Below are 16672 nucleotides of genomic sequence, written 5' to 3'. Positions count from 1 at the left end.
CCTAGAAAGTACGATCACTGTTTGTTGAAAGTGACTGTTGAAACTAACGGTTGTTTGCCGGCGCGTCCGCTGCGACCCGGTCCGGAACGCCCCGGGTGTCGCCGCTTACCTTGCCAATGCCCTGCTCAAACTCCTGCCGGAAGTGCCGCAGCGCTGTTTCCAGCGGCATGGCGGCACCAGGGGCAAGGGCGCAGAAGGTCAGCCCCGGGCCACAGTCCGCCGCCAGCTTGTCGAGCAATTCGATGTCGCCGGCCTGCCCCTGTCCCTTTTCCAGGTCCCGGAGCAGTTTTACCACCCAGGGCAGACCATCACGGCACGGAGTGCACCAGCCGCAGGATTCCCGGGCGAAGAACTCCTCCAGGTTGCGCATCAGCGATACCATGCCCCGGTCCTCGGGGACCGCCATCATCAGGCCGGTGCCCAGCCGGCTGCCGACATTGGCGATAGAGTCAAAGTCCAGGGGCAGCTCCAGATGCTCCGGCAACAGGAAGCCGGTACTGGTGCCGCCGGGCAACCACGTCTTGAGCCGGAGGCCTTGCTGCAGCCCCCCGGCCCGGTCGAGCAGCTCGGCCCCGGTGACGCCCATGGGCAGCTCCCAGAGGCCCGGCTCCGCAACCGGCCCCGACACGCCATAAAGCTTGGTGCCGCCGTCACCGGTACGGTTGCCGGACAGGTTCTGATACCAGTCAGCGCCATGGAGAATCACGGCGGGTATGTTGCACAGGGTCTCGACGTTGTTAACCACCGTGGGCCTGCCCCAGGCTCCGGACTGGCCGGGGAACGGCGGCTTGGCCCGGGGATTGGCGCGCTTCCCCTCCAGTGCATTGATCAGAGCCGTTTCCTCGCCGCAGATGTAGCGCCCCGCCCCGGTATGCACCGCGATGTCGAAATCGAACCCGCTGCCATCAATATCCGGCCCCAGCCAGCCGGCTTCGCGGGCCTCATCAATGGCCCGGTTCAGCACCCGGGCCGCCTCCACGTATTCACCCCGCAGAAAAATGTAGCCTTGCCGGGCGTTGTTGGCCCGGGCTCCGAGGATCATCCCCTCAATCAGCAGGTGGGGTTGCTGCTCCATCAGCAACCGGTCCTTGAAGGTGCCCGGTTCCATTTCATCCGCGTTGCAGATCAGGTAGCCCCGGGGCATGTCACCCCCCTGCAGCGTCAGGCTCCACTTGACGCCAGCGGAAAAACCGGCGCCGCCCCGGCCACGCACATTGGCGTCTTTCACCACGGTGATGATGCCCTGGGGGTCGCTCTCGGCCAATGCCCGGCGGACCGACTGATAACCATCCTTATCCAGATATTCGCCGAGCCAGACCACCTCGCCGTCGTCCCTCAGCCTCCAGGTCAGCGGATGGGTTTCGGGTTGACGCTCGGTACCGGATTGCCGTATCCGGCTGTGATAACGCAGCGGGTTGCCTTGACCTGAGGTGGATCCGCTCATTCGTAGCCCTCCAGCAGGTCGGACAGATCCTCCGGTGTGACCGGCCCGAAGGTTTCGCCGTCAATCATCAGCGCCGGGGCACCGTCACAGGCGCCGAGACAACACACGGGTAACAGGGTGAAGCGGCCATCGGCGGTGGTGGCGCCGTAGTCCACTCCCAGCTTCTCCACCAGGGCCTGTTTCAGCGTTTCATACCCGGTCAGGAAGCAGGAGCTGCTGTCGCAGACCAGGATCACATGGCGCCCTACCGGCTGACGGAAAATCAGGCTGTAAAAGGTAGCCACGCCGTCCACCGCGGCGAATCCCAGGCCCAGCAACCGCCCAACGGCCATGATGGCACCGTCGGGAACCCAGCCATGGCGGCGCTGGACGATTTTCAACGCCTCGATACAAGCGGCCTGGGGCTGCTCGTAGTGTTCCTTTTCCCGGAGAATCGCGGCTTCGTCGTCCGGGTGCAGTTCAAAACGGTCACTGCCGATCAGTTCGGTTGTGTGCGGGGTTGTTGCCATCATCAGCGATCCACGTCTGCCATTACGAAATCGATACTGCCCAGGTGGGCGATCATGTCCGGCACGAAGCCTCCGCGCATCAAGGACGGTATCTGCTGCAGGTGCGGAAAGCTCGGAGTCCGGATGCGGGTTCGGTAGCTCATGTTATTGCCGTCGCTGGTCAGGTAATAACTGTTTATGCCTTTGGTGGCCTCCACCATTTGCAGGGATTCGCCGGGTTTCAGAACCGGACCCCAGGACACCTGCAGAAAGTGCGTGATCAGCGTTTCGATGTGCTGCAACATCCGCTCCCTGGGTGGCGGGGTGGTCAACGGGTGGTCCGCCTTGTAGTCGCCCGCGGGCATGTGATCGACGCATTGCTGGATAATGCGCAGGCTCTGCCGCATTTCCTCAATACGCAGCTGGCCCCGGTCAAAAACGTCTCCGTGCTGCCCCAGAGGCACCTCGAAGTCGAAGTTCTCATAGCCGGAATAGGGCCGCTGTTTGCGCAGATCGAAGTTGCAGCCAGTGGCCCGCAGGTTGGGACCGGTCACGCCCCATTCCAGGGCCTCGGTGGTGGTGAAGGCAGCCACATGCCGGGTCCGCTCCCGCACCAGGGCGTTTTTCATCATGGCCAGCTCGTATTCCCGCAGCCGCGGCGGCATCCAGTCAAGGAACTCCTGCACCAGTTGCTGCCAGCCCACGGGCAGGTCCTGGGCAAGGCCGCCGATCCGGTACCAGGCCGGATGCATGCGAAAACCGGTGATGCCCTCAATCACCTTGTAGGCCCGCTGGCGGTCAGTGAAGCTGTAGAACACCGGCGACATGGCGCCCAGATCCTGCAGGTAGGTCCCCAGGAACAGCAAATGGCTGCTAATACGGAACATCTCCGCCATCATCACCCGGACCGTCTTGACCCGGTCGGGCACCTCGATACCCGCCAGTTTCTCAACCGCAAGGACATAGGGAAAGTTGTTCATTACGCCGCCGGTGTAGTCGATGCGGTCGGTATAGGGAATGAAGCTGTGCCAGGTCTGGCGCTCGGCCATTTTTTCCGCGCCCCGGTGGTGATAGCCAATATCCGGCACGCAGTCGATGATCTCCTCGCCGTCCAGTTGAAGCACGATCCGGAAGGCACCGTGGGCAGAGGGATGATTGGGGCCCAGATTGAGGAACATGAACTCGCTGCCATCCCGCTCACGCTGCATGCCCCAGGCTTCCGGTTCGAATTTCAGCGCCTCCTGCTCCGTCTGCTGCCCCTCAACTGTCAGGGTGTAGGGGTCGAATTCCGTGGCCCGCGCGGGATAGTCCTTGCGTAACGGGTGGCCATGCCAGGTGGGCGGCATGAGCAGCCGTTGCAGATGGGGATGGCCGGTTGCGGTAATGCCGAACAGATCCCAGATTTCCCGCTCATACCAGTTGGCATTGGCAAACACCCGGGTCACGCTTGGCAGGTTCGGGTCGCCACCGGTCAGCGCCACCTTGATGATCAGGTCTTCATTACGATCCACCGACAGCAGATGATAGAAGACCGTGAAATCCGCGGCTGGTAGCCCGTCACGGTGGGCACGGAGCCGCTCGTCCACGGCAGAGAGATCGTAAAGCATGGAAAAAGACGCCGGCGGCGCCTTCAGGTGGCGCAGTATCTCCACTATCCGCTCACGTCGCACCCACAGCACCGGAAGCCCGGTCAGGGTAGGCTGAACGTGCTCGATGTGTTCCCGGAATCCGTCCAGAAGCCCGAGGGCCCGGTCAATGCCGGACTGGGCCGGTGCATGCCTGTCGAGAGCGTCTGTGCTCATGATACTGACTCATCTCCTGTCAAGGTTGGGCAAATCGGGAATCGGCGCTCAGAGTTTGTCCGGAGTCCTCAGTTCGGTGACTTCGATTCGCTGGCTCCGTTTCTGCTCCCGCTGGGACCCCATCTCGGCCTTGTAAACCCCCTGATCCCCCACGACCCAGGACAGCGGCCGGCGCTCCTCCTGAATCGAGTCCTGCAACAACTGAAGTGCCTGCAGGAAGGCCTCGGGCCGCGGCGGACAACCCGCTACATAGACATCCACGGGCAAGAACTTGTCAACCCCCTGAACCACCGAATAGATGTCGTACATACCGCCGGAGTTGGCGCAGGAACCCATGGAAATGACCCACTTGGGTTCCAGCATCTGATCGTAGAGCTGCTGAATAACCGGAGCCATTTTGATGAAACAGGTACCCGCTATCACCATAAAGTCGGCCTGCCTCGGCGAGGCGCGGATCACCTCCGACCCGAAGCGCGCAATGTCATGGGGCGAGGTAAATGCGGTAGTCATTTCCACGTAGCAGCAGGACAGACCGAAGTTATAGGGCCACAAGGAGTTCTTGCGCCCCCAGTTCACCGCCGAGTTGAGGACGTCACTCAGCTTGCCGGTGAATACGTTGCGTTCAAGCTGGCTTTTGACGTATTCCTCCGATGACTGCCGGCGCCCCATCGGGTAACGGTCACTGGATTCCTGCTCTTCCTCGGCCCGTGTCAGTCTGTAAGGCATGGCTGGTCTCCATATAAAGGTTTGCTGACAGTGATCAAGGTCCGGACGACAATCATCGGGAACTGAATACACCCTGGAACCGAACGATTAGCCCTCCCCGTGTCCCTGAGAACCCTCGGGGGCCCACTCCAACGCCCCGGAGCGACTGTCGTAGAGCAGGCCGGCAAGCAGTATCAGGATAAAAACCGCCGCGCCCCAGAACCCGCTCCAGCCCGTTTCCGGAATCACAACCGCCCAGGCAAACAGAAACACCGCCTCAATATCGAAGATCACAAAGAGCATCGCGACCAGATAAAACTTGACGGAAAACCGCTGGCGGGCGTCACCGACACCGACAATACCGGACTCAAACGGGATGGTTTTGCTGACGCCATGGCTGCGCCCGCCAAGCAGGCTGGAAACGCCTGCCATGAAGGCACATAAGCCGAGGGCAGCGATCACAAAAAAACCGGTTGCCCAGTAGTTGACCAGCAACTCATTGACCGTGTCCGACATACCCCCTCCTGTTCTGAATCATCATCCTATCCGCCCAGCCTGAAACGGAACTGAATCAGCAGAGCAATCGTTCTCAATTTTTGATCCCGATCAAATTCACAAGACTGTTTCCAGCCGGCCTCAGTCAGCAGAGCGCACTACTCACTGCCATAAATCAAGACCTGCAGGAAACAGCAACTCCGCGGGCATAATCGAGTAGAGCAAGGTATCTGAAGGCTTCATACTGGCGCTGCTTTGAAAGCAGGTACCGCACAGACTGTGTTGTCTACTAATATGGCTTCATCGCACCGATTGAGGCCTTCGTGCAGTAACCATTGCCAGCACGATTGCCAACATCGCCAGGGGAGGAATTAGGACGACGACCACGCTACCAGTCCCAAGAGAAAGAACTGGGCCGCCAGACCGAGGATCAGCGTGGCAGCAAAGGTTGTCACTACCACCGTGCCAAGAGCTTTGCCCACCGGCGCGAATTCCGTCGCCGCCTGCTGGTACATGGGCACGACAATGCGCAGATATACCGCCAGTGAAAGTACACTGTTGGCAATTGCAACCACCGCCAGCCAGGTGAATTGAACATCAATGGCGGCGGCGAACAGCAGGAACTTCCCAACGAAGCCGGCAAGTGGCGGAATCCCGACCAGCGATAGCAGAAAGACCACCATTGCGATGCCAATAAGCGGTTGGGCGCGCCCCAATCCGTCAAAATCGTTCAGAGTCCGTCCGATATTGGCGGCAACGGCGAAAGCGCCCAGATTCATGGCCGCATAGGCGGCAGCAAACAGTATAATGGATGGCAGAGCAAGTTCACTGGCGCCGACTGCCAGGATACCCAGAAGGAAATAGCCGGATTGGGCAATCGACGAGTAGGTCACGGAGTTCATTATGAATTCTTGGTGCAGATCAGACATTCAGGCTTTCGCCGGAAACCGCCCGGTCAGCCGGCCGGCACCGCAAAAAGGAGGACAAAAATGAGTGCCAGCGCAACCAGGAAGAAACGTACCCGCTCACGCCGGTTGCGGCACACCGTCAGGGCCACCAGACATTGCAACAGGTAGTATAGGGCGAAGGCGCGTGACGCCAGCGCGATCACCGTAAAGGTGGAACCGGACCAGGCCAGCGCCATAGCCGCACCGCCTACCAGCAGGTAACCCCAACGCTGGGTGAGGCGCCGCCGCGTCACTTCCTCCAGGTTCGCCGCAGCCGCCAGGGTGTCCGCAACGGCAGCGGAGAACTGCGACAGGCCGGCGGCGAGGATAAGCGGCGCCGAAAGAAGTACCGAGACCGAGGCAACCACCTGGATCAGGCTGTTATCTGCGTATTGCCCGTCCAGAATTGGCACCAGGGGCAAGACCACGGCGACGAATGCCACGTAGACCGTGAGAGATACATATTGCGACCAGCGCGAGGCGTGGATCCGCGTCCAGGTATCAAAACTCTGGCCGAGATAGCGCGGCGTTTCGAAGCCCTGCACCACGATCAGGGTACCGGCCACCATGGTCACCATTTCCCAGCCGGAACGTTGCGGCATGGATGGCAGCACAAAGCGTCCGGTGTCCAGAAAGTCGCTGATGTCACGCAGGGCGAAGGCGGCCAACAGCACAGCGAGCACCAGGATGGTCACATACAGAGCCCACCGCTCCATCCGCTCCAACGGTCTCAAGCCACCCATGATGCCAATTGCAGTAATCACGCCGATCACCAGCGTGGTAAACAGGCTCTTGTTGAAGCCCGAATCCAGTCCGAAAGCCCCGAGCACGAAGGCGCTCAGGATATGAATGTAGAGGCACACGGACACAATATAAGCCAGGACCAGCGCCCCATCCGACAGTCGTTCGAGCGTGAGCGTCAGACGTTGACTGCCCGCTGCCAGCACCGGTTCAGCACACAGAATGTTATGGCGCACGACGGCACCGGTGTGAAAAGCGACAAAAGCCACCGCCAGCATCGCCCATAACGAATACGGCCCCACACTACTGGCCAGTACCGGTACGATGACCAGGAAGCCACTGCCGAAAATGGACGCCAGCGGTGTGCTCATGGCCGGCACGATGGCCAGCGTCGCCGGGCGGGGCACTAGGCCGGCCACTCCACCAGTCCCGCAAGAAAGAACTGGGCCGCCAGGCCGATGATCAGTGTGGCGGCAAAGGTGGTCACTACCACCGTGCCAAGACTTCTGCCCAATGGCGCGAATTCCGTCGCCGCCTGCTGGTACATGGGTACGACGATGCGCAGGTATACCGCTAGTGAAAGCACACTGTTGGCAATCGCCACCACCGCCAGCCAGGTGAACTGGGCATCGATGCCGGCGGCAAATAGCAGGAACTTGCCAACGAAGCCGGCGAGAGGCGGAATACCGACCAGCGACAGCAGGAAAACCACCATTGCGATTGCGGTCACCGGCTTTGCACGGCCCAGCCCACGGAACGCATCCAGCACACGGCCAGTTGCCGCGGTAACGGCAAAAGCGCCCAGGTTCATGGCCGCGTAGGCGGCAGCAAACAGGATAACCGATGTCAGCGCGAGTTTGCTTGAACCCACCGCGACGATGCCCAGCAGAAAGTAGCCGGACTGGGCAATCGAAGAATACGCCAACAGCCGGATGACGTTATCCTGCACCAGCGCGGCGAGATAGCCGTAGGTCATGGTCAGAACGGCCAGACCCGCGATGACGGCAGTCCAACCACTTTCCGGGGGCAGACCGCGAACCACCTGAGCAAGTGCGAACAGAGCCCCGATCTTGGGCACCACGGACAGGTAAGCCGCTATCGACAGCGGCCCGCCCTCGTAGGCATCTGGCGCCCAGAAATGAAACGGAACCAGCGATGCCTTGTAGCCAAGGCCGATAACGACAGCCACAAAGCCGATGATGACGGCCATAGGCATGGTATCCATGCCCGGCAGATCAGCAAGCAAGGTGGAGCCGGCGGCACCGAACCAGTAACTCAGACCGAAAATCATGATTGCACCGGTGACCGAGGCAAACACGAAGAATTTCATGGCGGCTTCGGTGGCCGGGTCGGTATCCGGGTAGGCAACCAAGGCGAAGGTGGCCAGGCCGGTCAACAGTGTGCCCAACACCAGGAACATCGTATCGCCCGCGCCGGCCAGAACCAGGGCGCCGAGGGTGGCAAAGCACAGCAGGCTGTAGACCGTACCCTCACGCGCGGTGCCTCGCACATCCACTCGCGCTAGTAGCATGGAGAGCACGGTGGCCGGCAACAGAATAAGCTTGGCCCAGACACTGAGTTCGTCAATCCGGAAGCTGCCGCCGAACACCGTTGTGTCCGCGCCAATCAGACGCAACGTCAGCCCCGTGGCAGCGAGCAGCCCGATGACCGAGACCACCAGCGCTATTCGCGGCCGGCGCAGCATTTCCGCAATCAGCGCGCCGACAGCCGTTAACAGTACGGCAATTTCCGGAATCAATAATGCAAGATCACGGGCCATTACAGCACCAGCGCCGATGTGGTCCGGTGAATGATGTCCAGCACCCAGGACGGTGCCACGCCGGTGGCAACCGTGAGTACCAGCAGCGGCGCCACGGCAAGCCATTCCCGTACACTGAGATCGGGCATGGCCTGCCAGCGCTGTCTGGGCTCGCCCAGAAAGGTTTCGCGCAACGCCTTGAGAAAGGTGCCAGCGATGATGGCAATGCCCAGAATCACAACAACCGCTACGGGCGCGCTACCCAAGGTGGCGAGAAATATCTGGAACTCAGCCGGAAAGTGCGCCAGCCCCGGCAGGCCCAGGGACGCAAAGGCCGCCAATATAAATGACCAGCCAAGCATCGGGACCGTCTTGAGCAGACCGCCGAACTCACCCATTTCACGGGTATGGGCGCGGTCCTGAATCATGCCCACCAGCAAGAACAGGGCGCCGGTAACCAGACCGTGACTGAACATCTGCAACACGGCACCATCCAGCGCGACGGCACGCACCGAGGAGTCCAGAGTCAGTGCGGCCACGGCGACGCCGACGATCACATAGCCCATGTGATTAACTGAGGTGTAGGCAACCAGGCGCTTGAGGTCGCTCTGAGCCAGGGCGGCAAAAGCCCCGTAGAGCGCGCTGACGACACCAAAGATCAGAACAACGACCCCCGCTTCACGGAAAGCATCGGGGGTCATTTGCAGGGCAAAGCGGACCAATCCGTAAGTGCCGAACTTCAGCATGATGCCGGCCAGGATGACACTGCCGACGGTCGGCGCCTGAACATGAGCGGCAGGCAACCAGGTATGCAGCGGCACCGCGGGGATCTTTACCGCAAAGGTGATCAGCATAGCGACCAATGCCCACATAGCCGCCGCCCCTTCCAGTGGCGGATTCTCGATCCAGGCTCGCATGTCGAAGGTCGGTTCAGAGCTGCCGAGGTAAAGCCCCAGGATGGCGAGCAACAGCGGCAGGCTGCCCAGCAGCGTGTAAATAAAGAACATCAGGGCTGCACGCTGCCGCTCCTCGTGTCCCCACCCGGCGATCATGAAGTACATCGACACCAGGGAAACTTCGAAGAAGACGTAGAACAAAATCCCATCGAGAGCGGTGAAGGTACCGACTGCCGCAGTCTCCAGAAGCAGGGCCAGGGCCACGTAGGCGCGCGGACGTTCACGAAGCGACGAAGCGTAGATGAACGCAACCAGGAAAAGCACGGCACTCAGTAGCACCAACGGCAGGCTGATGCCGTCGACCCCCACCCGGTAGGCGGCGCCAATGGCCGGGATCCATTCCAGCTCCTCGACCTGGGAAAAGCCTACGCCGCTGACACCCCGCAGCCACATGGCAACGGCAAAGGCCAGTGTCAGGGAGGCGGTGGCGATGCCGATGCCGTGCACGGTCTGTGCCGTCGGTCGTGGCAGGGCCAGGATCAGGACGGCGCCCGCCAGGGGCAGGAACAAGGTGATGGAAACGAGTGGTAACATGAATATCGGATTCCCTTTAGAAACTAGAAACGCAGCTAGAAACGCAGCAACGTCACAAGCAGCACGACCAGTCCCACGGCCGTAACCGAGACACTGACGGCCAGCTCACGATGGATCAGACCACTTTGCAGCGCGCGGGCGCGATCCCCCAAAGCCCGCACACCTGCCACCAGGGCGAAGATCAGGCCATCGATGCGGCGCTCGTCGCTGGCGCGCGCCAGCCGCGCCACCGCGAGCCCGGCCTGGCCGACATTGAGGACGGCTGCATACAGGCGACCTTCCAGCCACTCACACCCCCGGGCAACGGCCATTGCTGGCCTCCCGACCCAGACCGTAAGCCCGCCGCCAACGGCAAGTCCGCGTCGTGCCCACGGGTAGACCGGCCCTAGCAGGCGGGGAGCCGGCACGAGCCAGCCCAGGCCCAGCCCACTCGCGGCAGCAAGGAGCCCAAGCAGCACGGCCACTGTGCCTGCGGTGACGGCGGGCAGATCAAGAACTGCCTCGATGGGGCCGAAGGCCAGGCCGAGGGTAGTGGCAGGGACCACCAAACCCCAAATGCCCACGCGCATCCAGGCACTACCAGCAACCGGTCGGGTTTCGCCGGAGCCTCGCCACAGCAGGCGCAAGGCCCGGGCCATATAGCCGCCGGTCAGCAGGGTACCGGCCAGCGCCAGGGGGCCGAGCCAGGCGGCGCCCTGCGCAGACAGGGCGGCGGCGATTACCGCGTCCTTGGAGAAGAACCCGCTCAGTGGCGGAATACCGGCCAGTGCCAGCGCCGCCAACGCAAAGCCGGCAAAAGCCCAGGGTCTGGCGCGGCCAACGCCCTCCAACTGATCGAAACTGGTACCCCCGCGGGCATGCTGGAAGTCGCCGGCGGCAAGAAACAGGGTGCTCTTGATGGCGGCATGGGCGAGCAAATGCAACAGGGCAGCCAGCGGAACCCCGGCGCCGACCGCGACCAGCATCAGGCCATATTGACTGGCAGTGGAAGCCGCGAGCAGGCGTTTGAGATCACGTTCGGCAAGTGCAATGACCCCGGCTGCCACCGTGGTAACGCCACCGACAAGTCCAACGGCGAGCAGGACCTCGGGGCTCAGCAGCGGGGCCGAACGGATCAGCAGGATGGCGCCCGCCGCCACCAGCGTGGCCGAGTGCAGCAGCGCCGAGACCGGTGTCGGCCCCGCCATGGCACGCATGAGCCAGTCCTGCAAGGGGACCTGGGCAGACTTGCCCATGGCGGCCAGCAGCAACAAAAGCCCGGCGGCGGTCGATGCACTGCCGCCGGTCTCCAGGGAGGCGGCAATCTCGCCGGTACCGGCCGACCCAATCAGCATAAATACCGCCACGTACAAACCCAGATCGGCGCTACGAGTGTAGAGGAAAGCGCGACCGGCGGCATCCGCGGCCTCGGGTCGCTGGAACCAGAAGCCAATCAGCAGGTAACTGCACAAACCGATCAATTCCCAGGCCGCCAGCAACAGAACCCAGTCGCCGGACAGCACCAGCGCCTGCATGGCGGCCAGGAACAGGGACATCAAGGCGTAGAAGCGGCACAGGCCGGACTCCCGCTTCATATAACCGACTGCATGAATCAGCACGAACGTGCCCACGGTGGCCACCGCCACCGCCAGCAGCGCCGTCAGCGGTCCGGCGACCAGTCGAAGTGGCATTTCCGGCAGACCGGGCAGAAGCAGGGTTTCGGCCTGACCGCCGGCGACCCGGGCCAGGAGCCAGAGACTTCCTGCCAGGCTGAGCGTTGCGCCGGCCAGGGCCAGCGCAGGTCCGCCCCGACGCAGTATCAGCACGGCCAAGGCGGCGAGCAGGGGTGGCAGTACCGGCAGCACTACGGTACTCATCCTTTAAGGTCCCCCGCTTCTTCCATCTCTACCGAGCCCCTGGCCCGGAAGCGTGCGATCGCGACGCCGAAGCCGACCGCCATTTCAACCGCCATGACCGTCATTACCACCAGCGCGAACATCTGGCCGGAGTAGCTCTCGGGATGCAGAAAACGCCAGAAGGCAACCAGGTTCACCAGCGCGCCCGCGAGAATCAGTTCCACTCCCATCATGATCATGACCAGATTGGTCTGGGACAGCGCACCATAGACGCCGACGCCGAACAGGATCGCGCCGGTCACAAGCGCCAGGATCAGGATCAACGTCATTCCGAGGTCTCCTTGGTTTCCGTGCCGCCGTTACCGGACAAGGTATACACCGGTATCGCCACCGCCGTGGCCGCGATCATCGCGGTCAGGATAGTGATACCGGCGGTTTCGAAGATCAGCATAGAACGTCCCAGCAACTCAATGCCCAGCGCCCGTGTCTGCATCTCGGCATCCGGCGCCTCGACAGTCACCGGCCCCCAGTCGGCCAGAAGCGCGACCGCAATCGCTGCGCCGCCAGCAACCACCCCGGCGCTTATTGAAAAGCGCTTCTGGTGAGTCATCTCCATGCCGCCGAGCCCGCCTGGGTCCATCATGAACATCACCATGAAAATCGCCATGATGCTCATCTCCGTGGCCATCATCATGATCTGCAGCACGCCCAGGAATTCGGTCTGCATCGCCAGGAACATGCAGCCGACGGCAGTCTGAGAAAACAACAGCGCCAGCGCGGAACGCACCATGGACGATGTGCGAAACACCACCACGCCGAAGCCGATGGCGGCCAGCCCGAAAACGGCAACAAAAAAAGCCTGAGCGTACATTATGGAACCACCAGAACCAGTAAACCGACAACAATGATATTGAGCAGTGCCAGGGGAATCCCCAGGGTCCAGCACCACCGCATCAGATCCGCCTCGCGAATGCGCGGCAGATAGCGACCGGCCAGGAGCATCGACACGGCCACGGCCAGGGTCTTGATCAGGCTCCAGGCCCAGGGCGGCAGCAGCGGCCCGTGCCAACCGCCGAGGTAGAACACCGTGGTCGCGGAAGCCAGCGTGATCACCAGCGTCAGCCTGGCCAGGCGCAACACCCCCAGGCGCACGCCGGTGTATTCCGCGTCCACACCCCCGCCCAGTTCCCCGGGTGCGGTTGGCAGATCAAAAGGCGCACGAAACGCCAGCGCCATGGCGGCAATGAAAAACAGCACGAAACCAAGCGGCTGATAGACAATGTTCCACAAGCCGTCTTGGGAGCCAACGATCACCGTGGTCACCAGGGATTCGGCGCGCATCGCCACCGCAGTGATGGGCATGACAATAAGCATGGCGTAGGCGATGAGCTGGCCAAGGAATCGCCAGCCGCCGATCATGGCGTAGGCGCCATTCGGGCCCCAGCCGGCCATGATCAGCGCCACCAGCACATAGGCAAGCGCCGCGTTGATGAACAGCGCACCGGTAGCCAGATCCGCGATCACCAGGGTCGGCGCCAGAGGCAGAACCGCCGCGCCAAGCACCGCGACGATCAGCAGTAGCACCGGCGCCGTCTCGAAAAAGACCCGGTCCGGCGTGCGCGGTACAATGGATTCACGACCGAGGTGCGCCAGGCCGCTGAGTAGGGGCGCGGCCGGACGCAGGCGGCCCGTTGTCGTCCAGCCCTCGACCACGGCGAGCAGCCAGACGCTACCAAGCAACGCAAGCAACACGATGACGAAGTTCACGAGATCACCTCCCAGGGCGAAAGGTCAAGTGATCCGACCGCCACCAGTGCGTCGCCCAGTTCCCGGCCCTCGACAAGCTTTGCGACCAGGCCGATATGGTGACTGCAGGCGGTGTCCAACCTGTAGGATTTCACCTGGCCGTGTTCCAGAATCAGGCTCAGTTGAGCCTCGCCGCGCGGGGTTTCCACGGTGGCCTCACCGGTGCCTGATCCACGCCCGATGTTTCGCAAAACAGGTAGCCCCGGCTCCCCGGTTGCCTTGATGTAGTCGAGGCTCGTGATGATTTCGTCCAGGCGCTGCCACAGGCGCGCCCAGGCATCTCCGGCGTCGTCAGCAGCGCGCGCCACGGGGCCACTCAGGCCCGCAGTGCCCGATGGCAGTATGCCGATCCCCTTCAATCGCGATTTGAGCAAAGGCGTTCGCCCAAGACGAGCCGCCAATGCATGCAGAGCGGGCGTCAGTTCCAAAAGCCGTTTTCCACTGGCGCGGCGGATCTCCAGTTGCAGGGTTGCGGCACGATCCGTCAACCAGGCGAAGCCGAGCTGGCGCCCCGTTTGCGCCAGCCAACCCAGGTGACTGGCGATGCGCTCACATTCAAGCGCCACAGCCCGGGCCTGATCGGTTGCCGAATCGTTCTCCAGACCAGCCGCCCGCTCGATTGCCAGGCAGGCCAGCAGTCGGTAGCTCACGCTGGCCAGTGGCATGGCCGACGCCAGGCGCTCGATAAAGGTCTCGGCGTCGATCTCCTTGCCTTCTTCACTCTCATTGATCATGCCCACCAAGGATGTGGCCTGTCCTTCTGTTACGCCGTCACCGTCAAGAGTCAGCGTCAACTTGAGCCCACCAGGCAGACCGGGGAAAACCGGACCGAACGGCACCTCCATCCAGTCCATCGCCAACCCGTCGGCGCTACGAGGCAGGTCCTTGGTCACTTCAATCATGGACATGAATCCCGAGGCGCCGTGGTCATGCCCACCATGATCATGACCACCATGATCATGACCACCATGATCATGACCACTATGACCGTGACCTACATGATCATGGCCGCCATGTTCGTGGCTATCATGACCGTGCCCACTGTGATGGTGGCCACTGTGATCATGCCCAGAACCTTTCTCCTCCGCGTCGCCGTCGGACTCACCGTGCTGGTGCTTGTGTCCGTGATCATGATGGTTTTCGTGCGAGTGCTGATGACCCTCGTGCTGCTCATGATCGTGCTCATGCGAATCATGATGGTCATGGCAGTGACCATGATCGTGTTCGTGTTCATGGTGTTCGTGCTGCTGCGCATGATCATGATGCTGGTGTTCGTGCTCATGGTGCCGGTGCTCGCGATGATCGTGCCCATGGTCATGCTCGGGGGCCGGCTCCCCTGCCTCCCGGGCGACCAGGTCCATGCCACACTTGGGGCAACTACCCGGCTCGTTCTGGACAACTTCCGGGTGCATGGGGCAGACATACTCTATCCTGGCGTGCAGAACAGGGGCGTCGAAATCCTCGGGGGAGTCTGAGAATGCGCCCTTGGCCAGCGCGCGCTTCAACCAGTCAACCGCGTCGATCAGACCGGCTTGCGAAACACCCGCGGAAAAATCAGGGTCCGGTAGCGTTGACGGCGTCTGTCCGCCCAAAATGACAATGGCTCGCGGCCTCGGCATCTGCGCATAGAGCACCGCCACGGCCTCGTTCATTTTCTCTGAAAGCTCGCCGATAATCAGGAGCACGCTCGCATCGCGAGGTGTCGCGGTGTTGCGCATACCTGCCGCTGTCACATCCAGGCCATGGGACAGTGCCACTTCAGGCCCCGGGACGATCAGGCATCTCAGGTTGCCCGCGAGGGCCCGCGAAACCCACTTCTGAAGTACCGTGAACCGCTCCTGCCGCTGGCGCGCGCCCGTAATGGTCATTGTCGGGTCAGAAGTCATTGCCGCCTCAATGCCCCCTGACTCCAGCCGTAGAGCAAACCAAGAAAGAGAATGGCAAGGAACACCCCCATGTCATACAAAGCAACCAGCCCTACTTCCCTGTATACAACTGCCCAGGGGTACATAAATGCCATTTCCATGTCGAAGGCCAGAAAGAGCAGCGCGTAGCCGTAGTACCGTGCGTGATAGCGGCCCCAGACCGGGTCCCGTGACAACACTCCGGAACTCGCTGGCACGTCCTTGCCCGGCTCCCGACGCGTCGGGCCCATGGCACGGGCAATCCCAAACAGGGCCAAAACCGTAGCTGCGATGCCAAGCACCAAGGCAAGCAGCAGACCGTACTGCTCCAAAATACTCATCATCCAATCCTCAAGTCGCGCAACGGAGTCTGCACTCCGATAGCGTTCTCCAGAGACAAGATCAATATGCCCTTAACTCGCTTCTTGGTTCCGCATGGGCGAACCGTACTTCCCGAGCAAACAGAGGCTAAAAACTCACCCGCAGATATCCTTACTCCAGTCCATGATGCTTCCCTTCATATACCTTGACGTTCCTTATCTTGCCTCCCTCATTGAGCAATTCGAAATCATTTCCAGACAAAGGCTTTATCTTGTTACAGGAATAGTCGCGACCATAGACAGATGTGCAAAATTTACCGTCTTTGACCTCCCATCTTCCGATATAGTGGGTAAGGTTTCCCTGTTGTTCGCGATATTTGGTCATTCCATAGATCGAACCATCAGGATCATAGTACTCATGAAAAGTTCGAGTGCGAAAATTGTCCTGAGCATCTCGGAATTCCATTTGCACCGTGTTTCCGACGACAACATCTGCGACATCTTCGCCAGAAAGAACTTCTTCAGCGTGCAAAAATGGCGCTTGCAAAAAAGTCAAAAATACGAACAGTTTAAAATTTATTGCTTTCATCTGGTTATCTCCCAGTTTCTTTCAATTATTGTGATCACACGAACAACAGCCTTAAGTCGTATCGTAGGATTGTGAAGAAAGCTCAATGTATCAATTGCATTACAACAGTCCACTTATTTTCCACTCCGCTCAACTGGCCAGTCACTAAAAGCGATGAAGTAGAGCAAAACCAGATTGACGATGGGGATAAGTATCAAGACCCCCATCCAACCCGGATAGCCCGTGCGCTGGCAAATACGCCAGGCCGGGATGACGACTACGATGGCAATCACCAGCATCCACAGCCAGTGCCCGGCCCACATGGTGTTGCCAAACATGTTTTCCCCCATCGTGATACTGCCCTCCAT

17 protein-coding genes are annotated in these 16672 nt (G+C 61.1%); all 17 read right to left on the bottom strand.

The genetic code is table 11. From position 1 onward, the window contains the following. Positions 1–43: 43 nt before the first annotated feature. Positions 44–1444: an NADH-quinone oxidoreductase subunit NuoF gene (gene nuoF, locus ACGK9W_RS19030; protein WP_405418153.1), complete on the bottom strand. Its 1401-nt coding sequence runs from the start codon at positions 1442–1444 to the stop codon at positions 44–46. Next, the gene (gene nuoE, locus ACGK9W_RS19025; RefSeq protein ID WP_008169459.1) at positions 1441–1956 is read right to left on the bottom strand and encodes an NADH-quinone oxidoreductase subunit NuoE; all 516 of its coding nucleotides are present in this window, start codon (positions 1954–1956) and stop codon (positions 1441–1443) included. The genes nuoF and nuoE overlap by 4 nt, the downstream gene beginning before the upstream one ends. Next, positions 1956–3734, bottom strand: a complete 1779-nt coding sequence (gene nuoC, locus ACGK9W_RS19020; RefSeq protein WP_405418149.1) for an NADH-quinone oxidoreductase subunit C/D — start codon at positions 3732–3734, stop codon at positions 1956–1958. The genes nuoE and nuoC overlap by 1 nt, the downstream gene beginning before the upstream one ends. A 48-nt stretch (positions 3735–3782) precedes the next feature. Next, positions 3783–4460, bottom strand: a complete 678-nt coding sequence (locus ACGK9W_RS19015) for an NADH-quinone oxidoreductase subunit B family protein (protein WP_092031088.1) — start codon at positions 4458–4460, stop codon at positions 3783–3785. Positions 4461–4547: 87 nt separating this feature from the next. Beyond that, the gene (gene ndhC, locus ACGK9W_RS19010) at positions 4548–4955 is read right to left on the bottom strand and encodes an NADH-quinone oxidoreductase subunit A (RefSeq protein WP_008169454.1); all 408 of its coding nucleotides are present in this window, start codon (positions 4953–4955) and stop codon (positions 4548–4550) included. A 350-nt stretch (positions 4956–5305) separates the two neighbouring features. Beyond that, on the bottom strand, positions 5306–5836 hold the full coding sequence (locus ACGK9W_RS19005; protein WP_227497710.1) for a proton-conducting transporter membrane subunit: 531 nt from the start codon (positions 5834–5836) through the stop codon (positions 5306–5308). A 53-nt stretch (positions 5837–5889) separates the two neighbouring features. Further along, positions 5890–7041, bottom strand: a complete 1152-nt coding sequence (locus tag ACGK9W_RS19000) for a hypothetical protein (RefSeq protein ID WP_039881755.1) — start codon at positions 7039–7041, stop codon at positions 5890–5892. Further along, entirely contained in the window at positions 7029–8402 is a 1374-nt protein-coding gene (locus ACGK9W_RS18995) for an NADH-quinone oxidoreductase subunit N (protein ID WP_008169451.1), read from the bottom strand. Before ACGK9W_RS18995 ends, ACGK9W_RS19000 begins: the two co-directional genes overlap by 13 nt. Next, positions 8402–9871: a NuoM family protein gene (locus tag ACGK9W_RS18990; RefSeq protein ID WP_008169450.1), complete on the bottom strand. Its 1470-nt coding sequence runs from the start codon at positions 9869–9871 to the stop codon at positions 8402–8404. The genes ACGK9W_RS18995 and ACGK9W_RS18990 overlap by 1 nt, the downstream gene beginning before the upstream one ends. A gap of 35 nt (positions 9872–9906) precedes the next feature. Further along, entirely contained in the window at positions 9907–11727 is a 1821-nt protein-coding gene (locus ACGK9W_RS18985) for an NADH-quinone oxidoreductase subunit L (protein ID WP_008169449.1), read from the bottom strand. After that, positions 11724–12035 (bottom strand): NADH-quinone oxidoreductase subunit NuoK, encoded by a 312-nt coding sequence (nuoK, locus tag ACGK9W_RS18980; RefSeq protein WP_008169448.1) that lies wholly within the window; start codon positions 12033–12035, stop codon positions 11724–11726. The genes ACGK9W_RS18985 and nuoK overlap by 4 nt, the downstream gene beginning before the upstream one ends. After that, positions 12032–12577 carry an NADH-quinone oxidoreductase subunit J gene (locus ACGK9W_RS18975; RefSeq protein WP_008169445.1) on the bottom strand — a complete coding sequence of 182 codons (546 nt, stop codon included), beginning with the start codon at positions 12575–12577 and terminating at the stop codon, positions 12032–12034. Before ACGK9W_RS18975 ends, nuoK begins: the two co-directional genes overlap by 4 nt. Beyond that, positions 12577–13473: a complex I subunit 1 family protein gene (locus ACGK9W_RS18970; protein ID WP_008169443.1), complete on the bottom strand. Its 897-nt coding sequence runs from the start codon at positions 13471–13473 to the stop codon at positions 12577–12579. The genes ACGK9W_RS18975 and ACGK9W_RS18970 overlap by 1 nt, the downstream gene beginning before the upstream one ends. After that, complete coding sequence (locus tag ACGK9W_RS18965; protein ID WP_008169441.1) at positions 13470–14414, bottom strand: Ni Fe-hydrogenase III large subunit; 945 nt, start codon at positions 14412–14414, stop codon at positions 13470–13472. The genes ACGK9W_RS18970 and ACGK9W_RS18965 overlap by 4 nt, the downstream gene beginning before the upstream one ends. 980 nt (positions 14415–15394) lie before the next feature. Continuing rightward, complete coding sequence (locus ACGK9W_RS18960; RefSeq protein WP_008169436.1) at positions 15395–15757, bottom strand: NADH-quinone oxidoreductase subunit A; 363 nt, start codon at positions 15755–15757, stop codon at positions 15395–15397. A gap of 151 nt (positions 15758–15908) precedes the next feature. After that, positions 15909–16325 carry a hypothetical protein gene (locus ACGK9W_RS18955; protein WP_139043634.1) on the bottom strand — a complete coding sequence of 139 codons (417 nt, stop codon included), beginning with the start codon at positions 16323–16325 and terminating at the stop codon, positions 15909–15911. 113 nt (positions 16326–16438) lie between these two features. Then, on the bottom strand, positions 16439–16672 hold the full coding sequence (locus ACGK9W_RS18950) for a hypothetical protein (RefSeq protein WP_008169431.1): 234 nt from the start codon (positions 16670–16672) through the stop codon (positions 16439–16441).

Source organism: Marinobacter flavimaris, from assembly GCF_045057155.1.
Taxonomy (GTDB): domain Bacteria; phylum Pseudomonadota; class Gammaproteobacteria; order Pseudomonadales; family Oleiphilaceae; genus Marinobacter; species Marinobacter manganoxydans.
The sequence above is the reverse complement of the archived record's forward strand: the minus strand, read 5'-3'. Positions and strand labels throughout refer to the sequence as shown.

What these genes read in the sequence shown, in the direction of transcription:
- ACGK9W_RS18950 (WP_008169431.1), bottom strand. Translation starts at nt 16,672, where the DNA reads ATGGAGGGCAGTATCACGATGGGGGAAAACATGTTTGGCAACACCATG.
- ndhC (WP_008169454.1), bottom strand. Translation starts at nt 4,955, where the DNA reads ATGTCGGACACGGTCAATGAGTTGCTGGTCAACTACTGGGCAACCGGT.
- ACGK9W_RS18965 (WP_008169441.1), bottom strand. Translation starts at nt 14,414, where the DNA reads ATGATTGAAGTGACCAAGGACCTGCCTCGTAGCGCCGACGGGTTGGCG.
- ACGK9W_RS18975 (WP_008169445.1), bottom strand. Translation starts at nt 12,577, where the DNA reads ATGTACGCTCAGGCTTTTTTTGTTGCCGTTTTCGGGCTGGCCGCCATC.
- ACGK9W_RS18990 (WP_008169450.1), bottom strand. Translation starts at nt 9,871, where the DNA reads ATGTTACCACTCGTTTCCATCACCTTGTTCCTGCCCCTGGCGGGCGCC.
- nuoK (WP_008169448.1), bottom strand. Translation starts at nt 12,035, where the DNA reads ATGACGTTGATCCTGATCCTGGCGCTTGTGACCGGCGCGATCCTGTTC.
- ACGK9W_RS18985 (WP_008169449.1), bottom strand. Translation starts at nt 11,727, where the DNA reads ATGAGTACCGTAGTGCTGCCGGTACTGCCACCCCTGCTCGCCGCCTTG.
- ACGK9W_RS18960 (WP_008169436.1), bottom strand. Translation starts at nt 15,757, where the DNA reads ATGAGTATTTTGGAGCAGTACGGTCTGCTGCTTGCCTTGGTGCTTGGC.
- nuoE (WP_008169459.1), bottom strand. Translation starts at nt 1,956, where the DNA reads ATGATGGCAACAACCCCGCACACAACCGAACTGATCGGCAGTGACCGT.
- ACGK9W_RS18955 (WP_139043634.1), bottom strand. Translation starts at nt 16,325, where the DNA reads ATGAAAGCAATAAATTTTAAACTGTTCGTATTTTTGACTTTTTTGCAA.
- nuoF (WP_405418153.1), bottom strand. Translation starts at nt 1,444, where the DNA reads ATGAGCGGATCCACCTCAGGTCAAGGCAACCCGCTGCGTTATCACAGC.
- nuoC (WP_405418149.1), bottom strand. Translation starts at nt 3,734, where the DNA reads ATGAGCACAGACGCTCTCGACAGGCATGCACCGGCCCAGTCCGGCATT.
- ACGK9W_RS19015 (WP_092031088.1), bottom strand. Translation starts at nt 4,460, where the DNA reads ATGCCTTACAGACTGACACGGGCCGAGGAAGAGCAGGAATCCAGTGAC.
- ACGK9W_RS19005 (WP_227497710.1), bottom strand. Translation starts at nt 5,836, where the DNA reads ATGAACTCCGTGACCTACTCGTCGATTGCCCAATCCGGCTATTTCCTT.
- ACGK9W_RS18995 (WP_008169451.1), bottom strand. Translation starts at nt 8,402, where the DNA reads ATGGCCCGTGATCTTGCATTATTGATTCCGGAAATTGCCGTACTGTTA.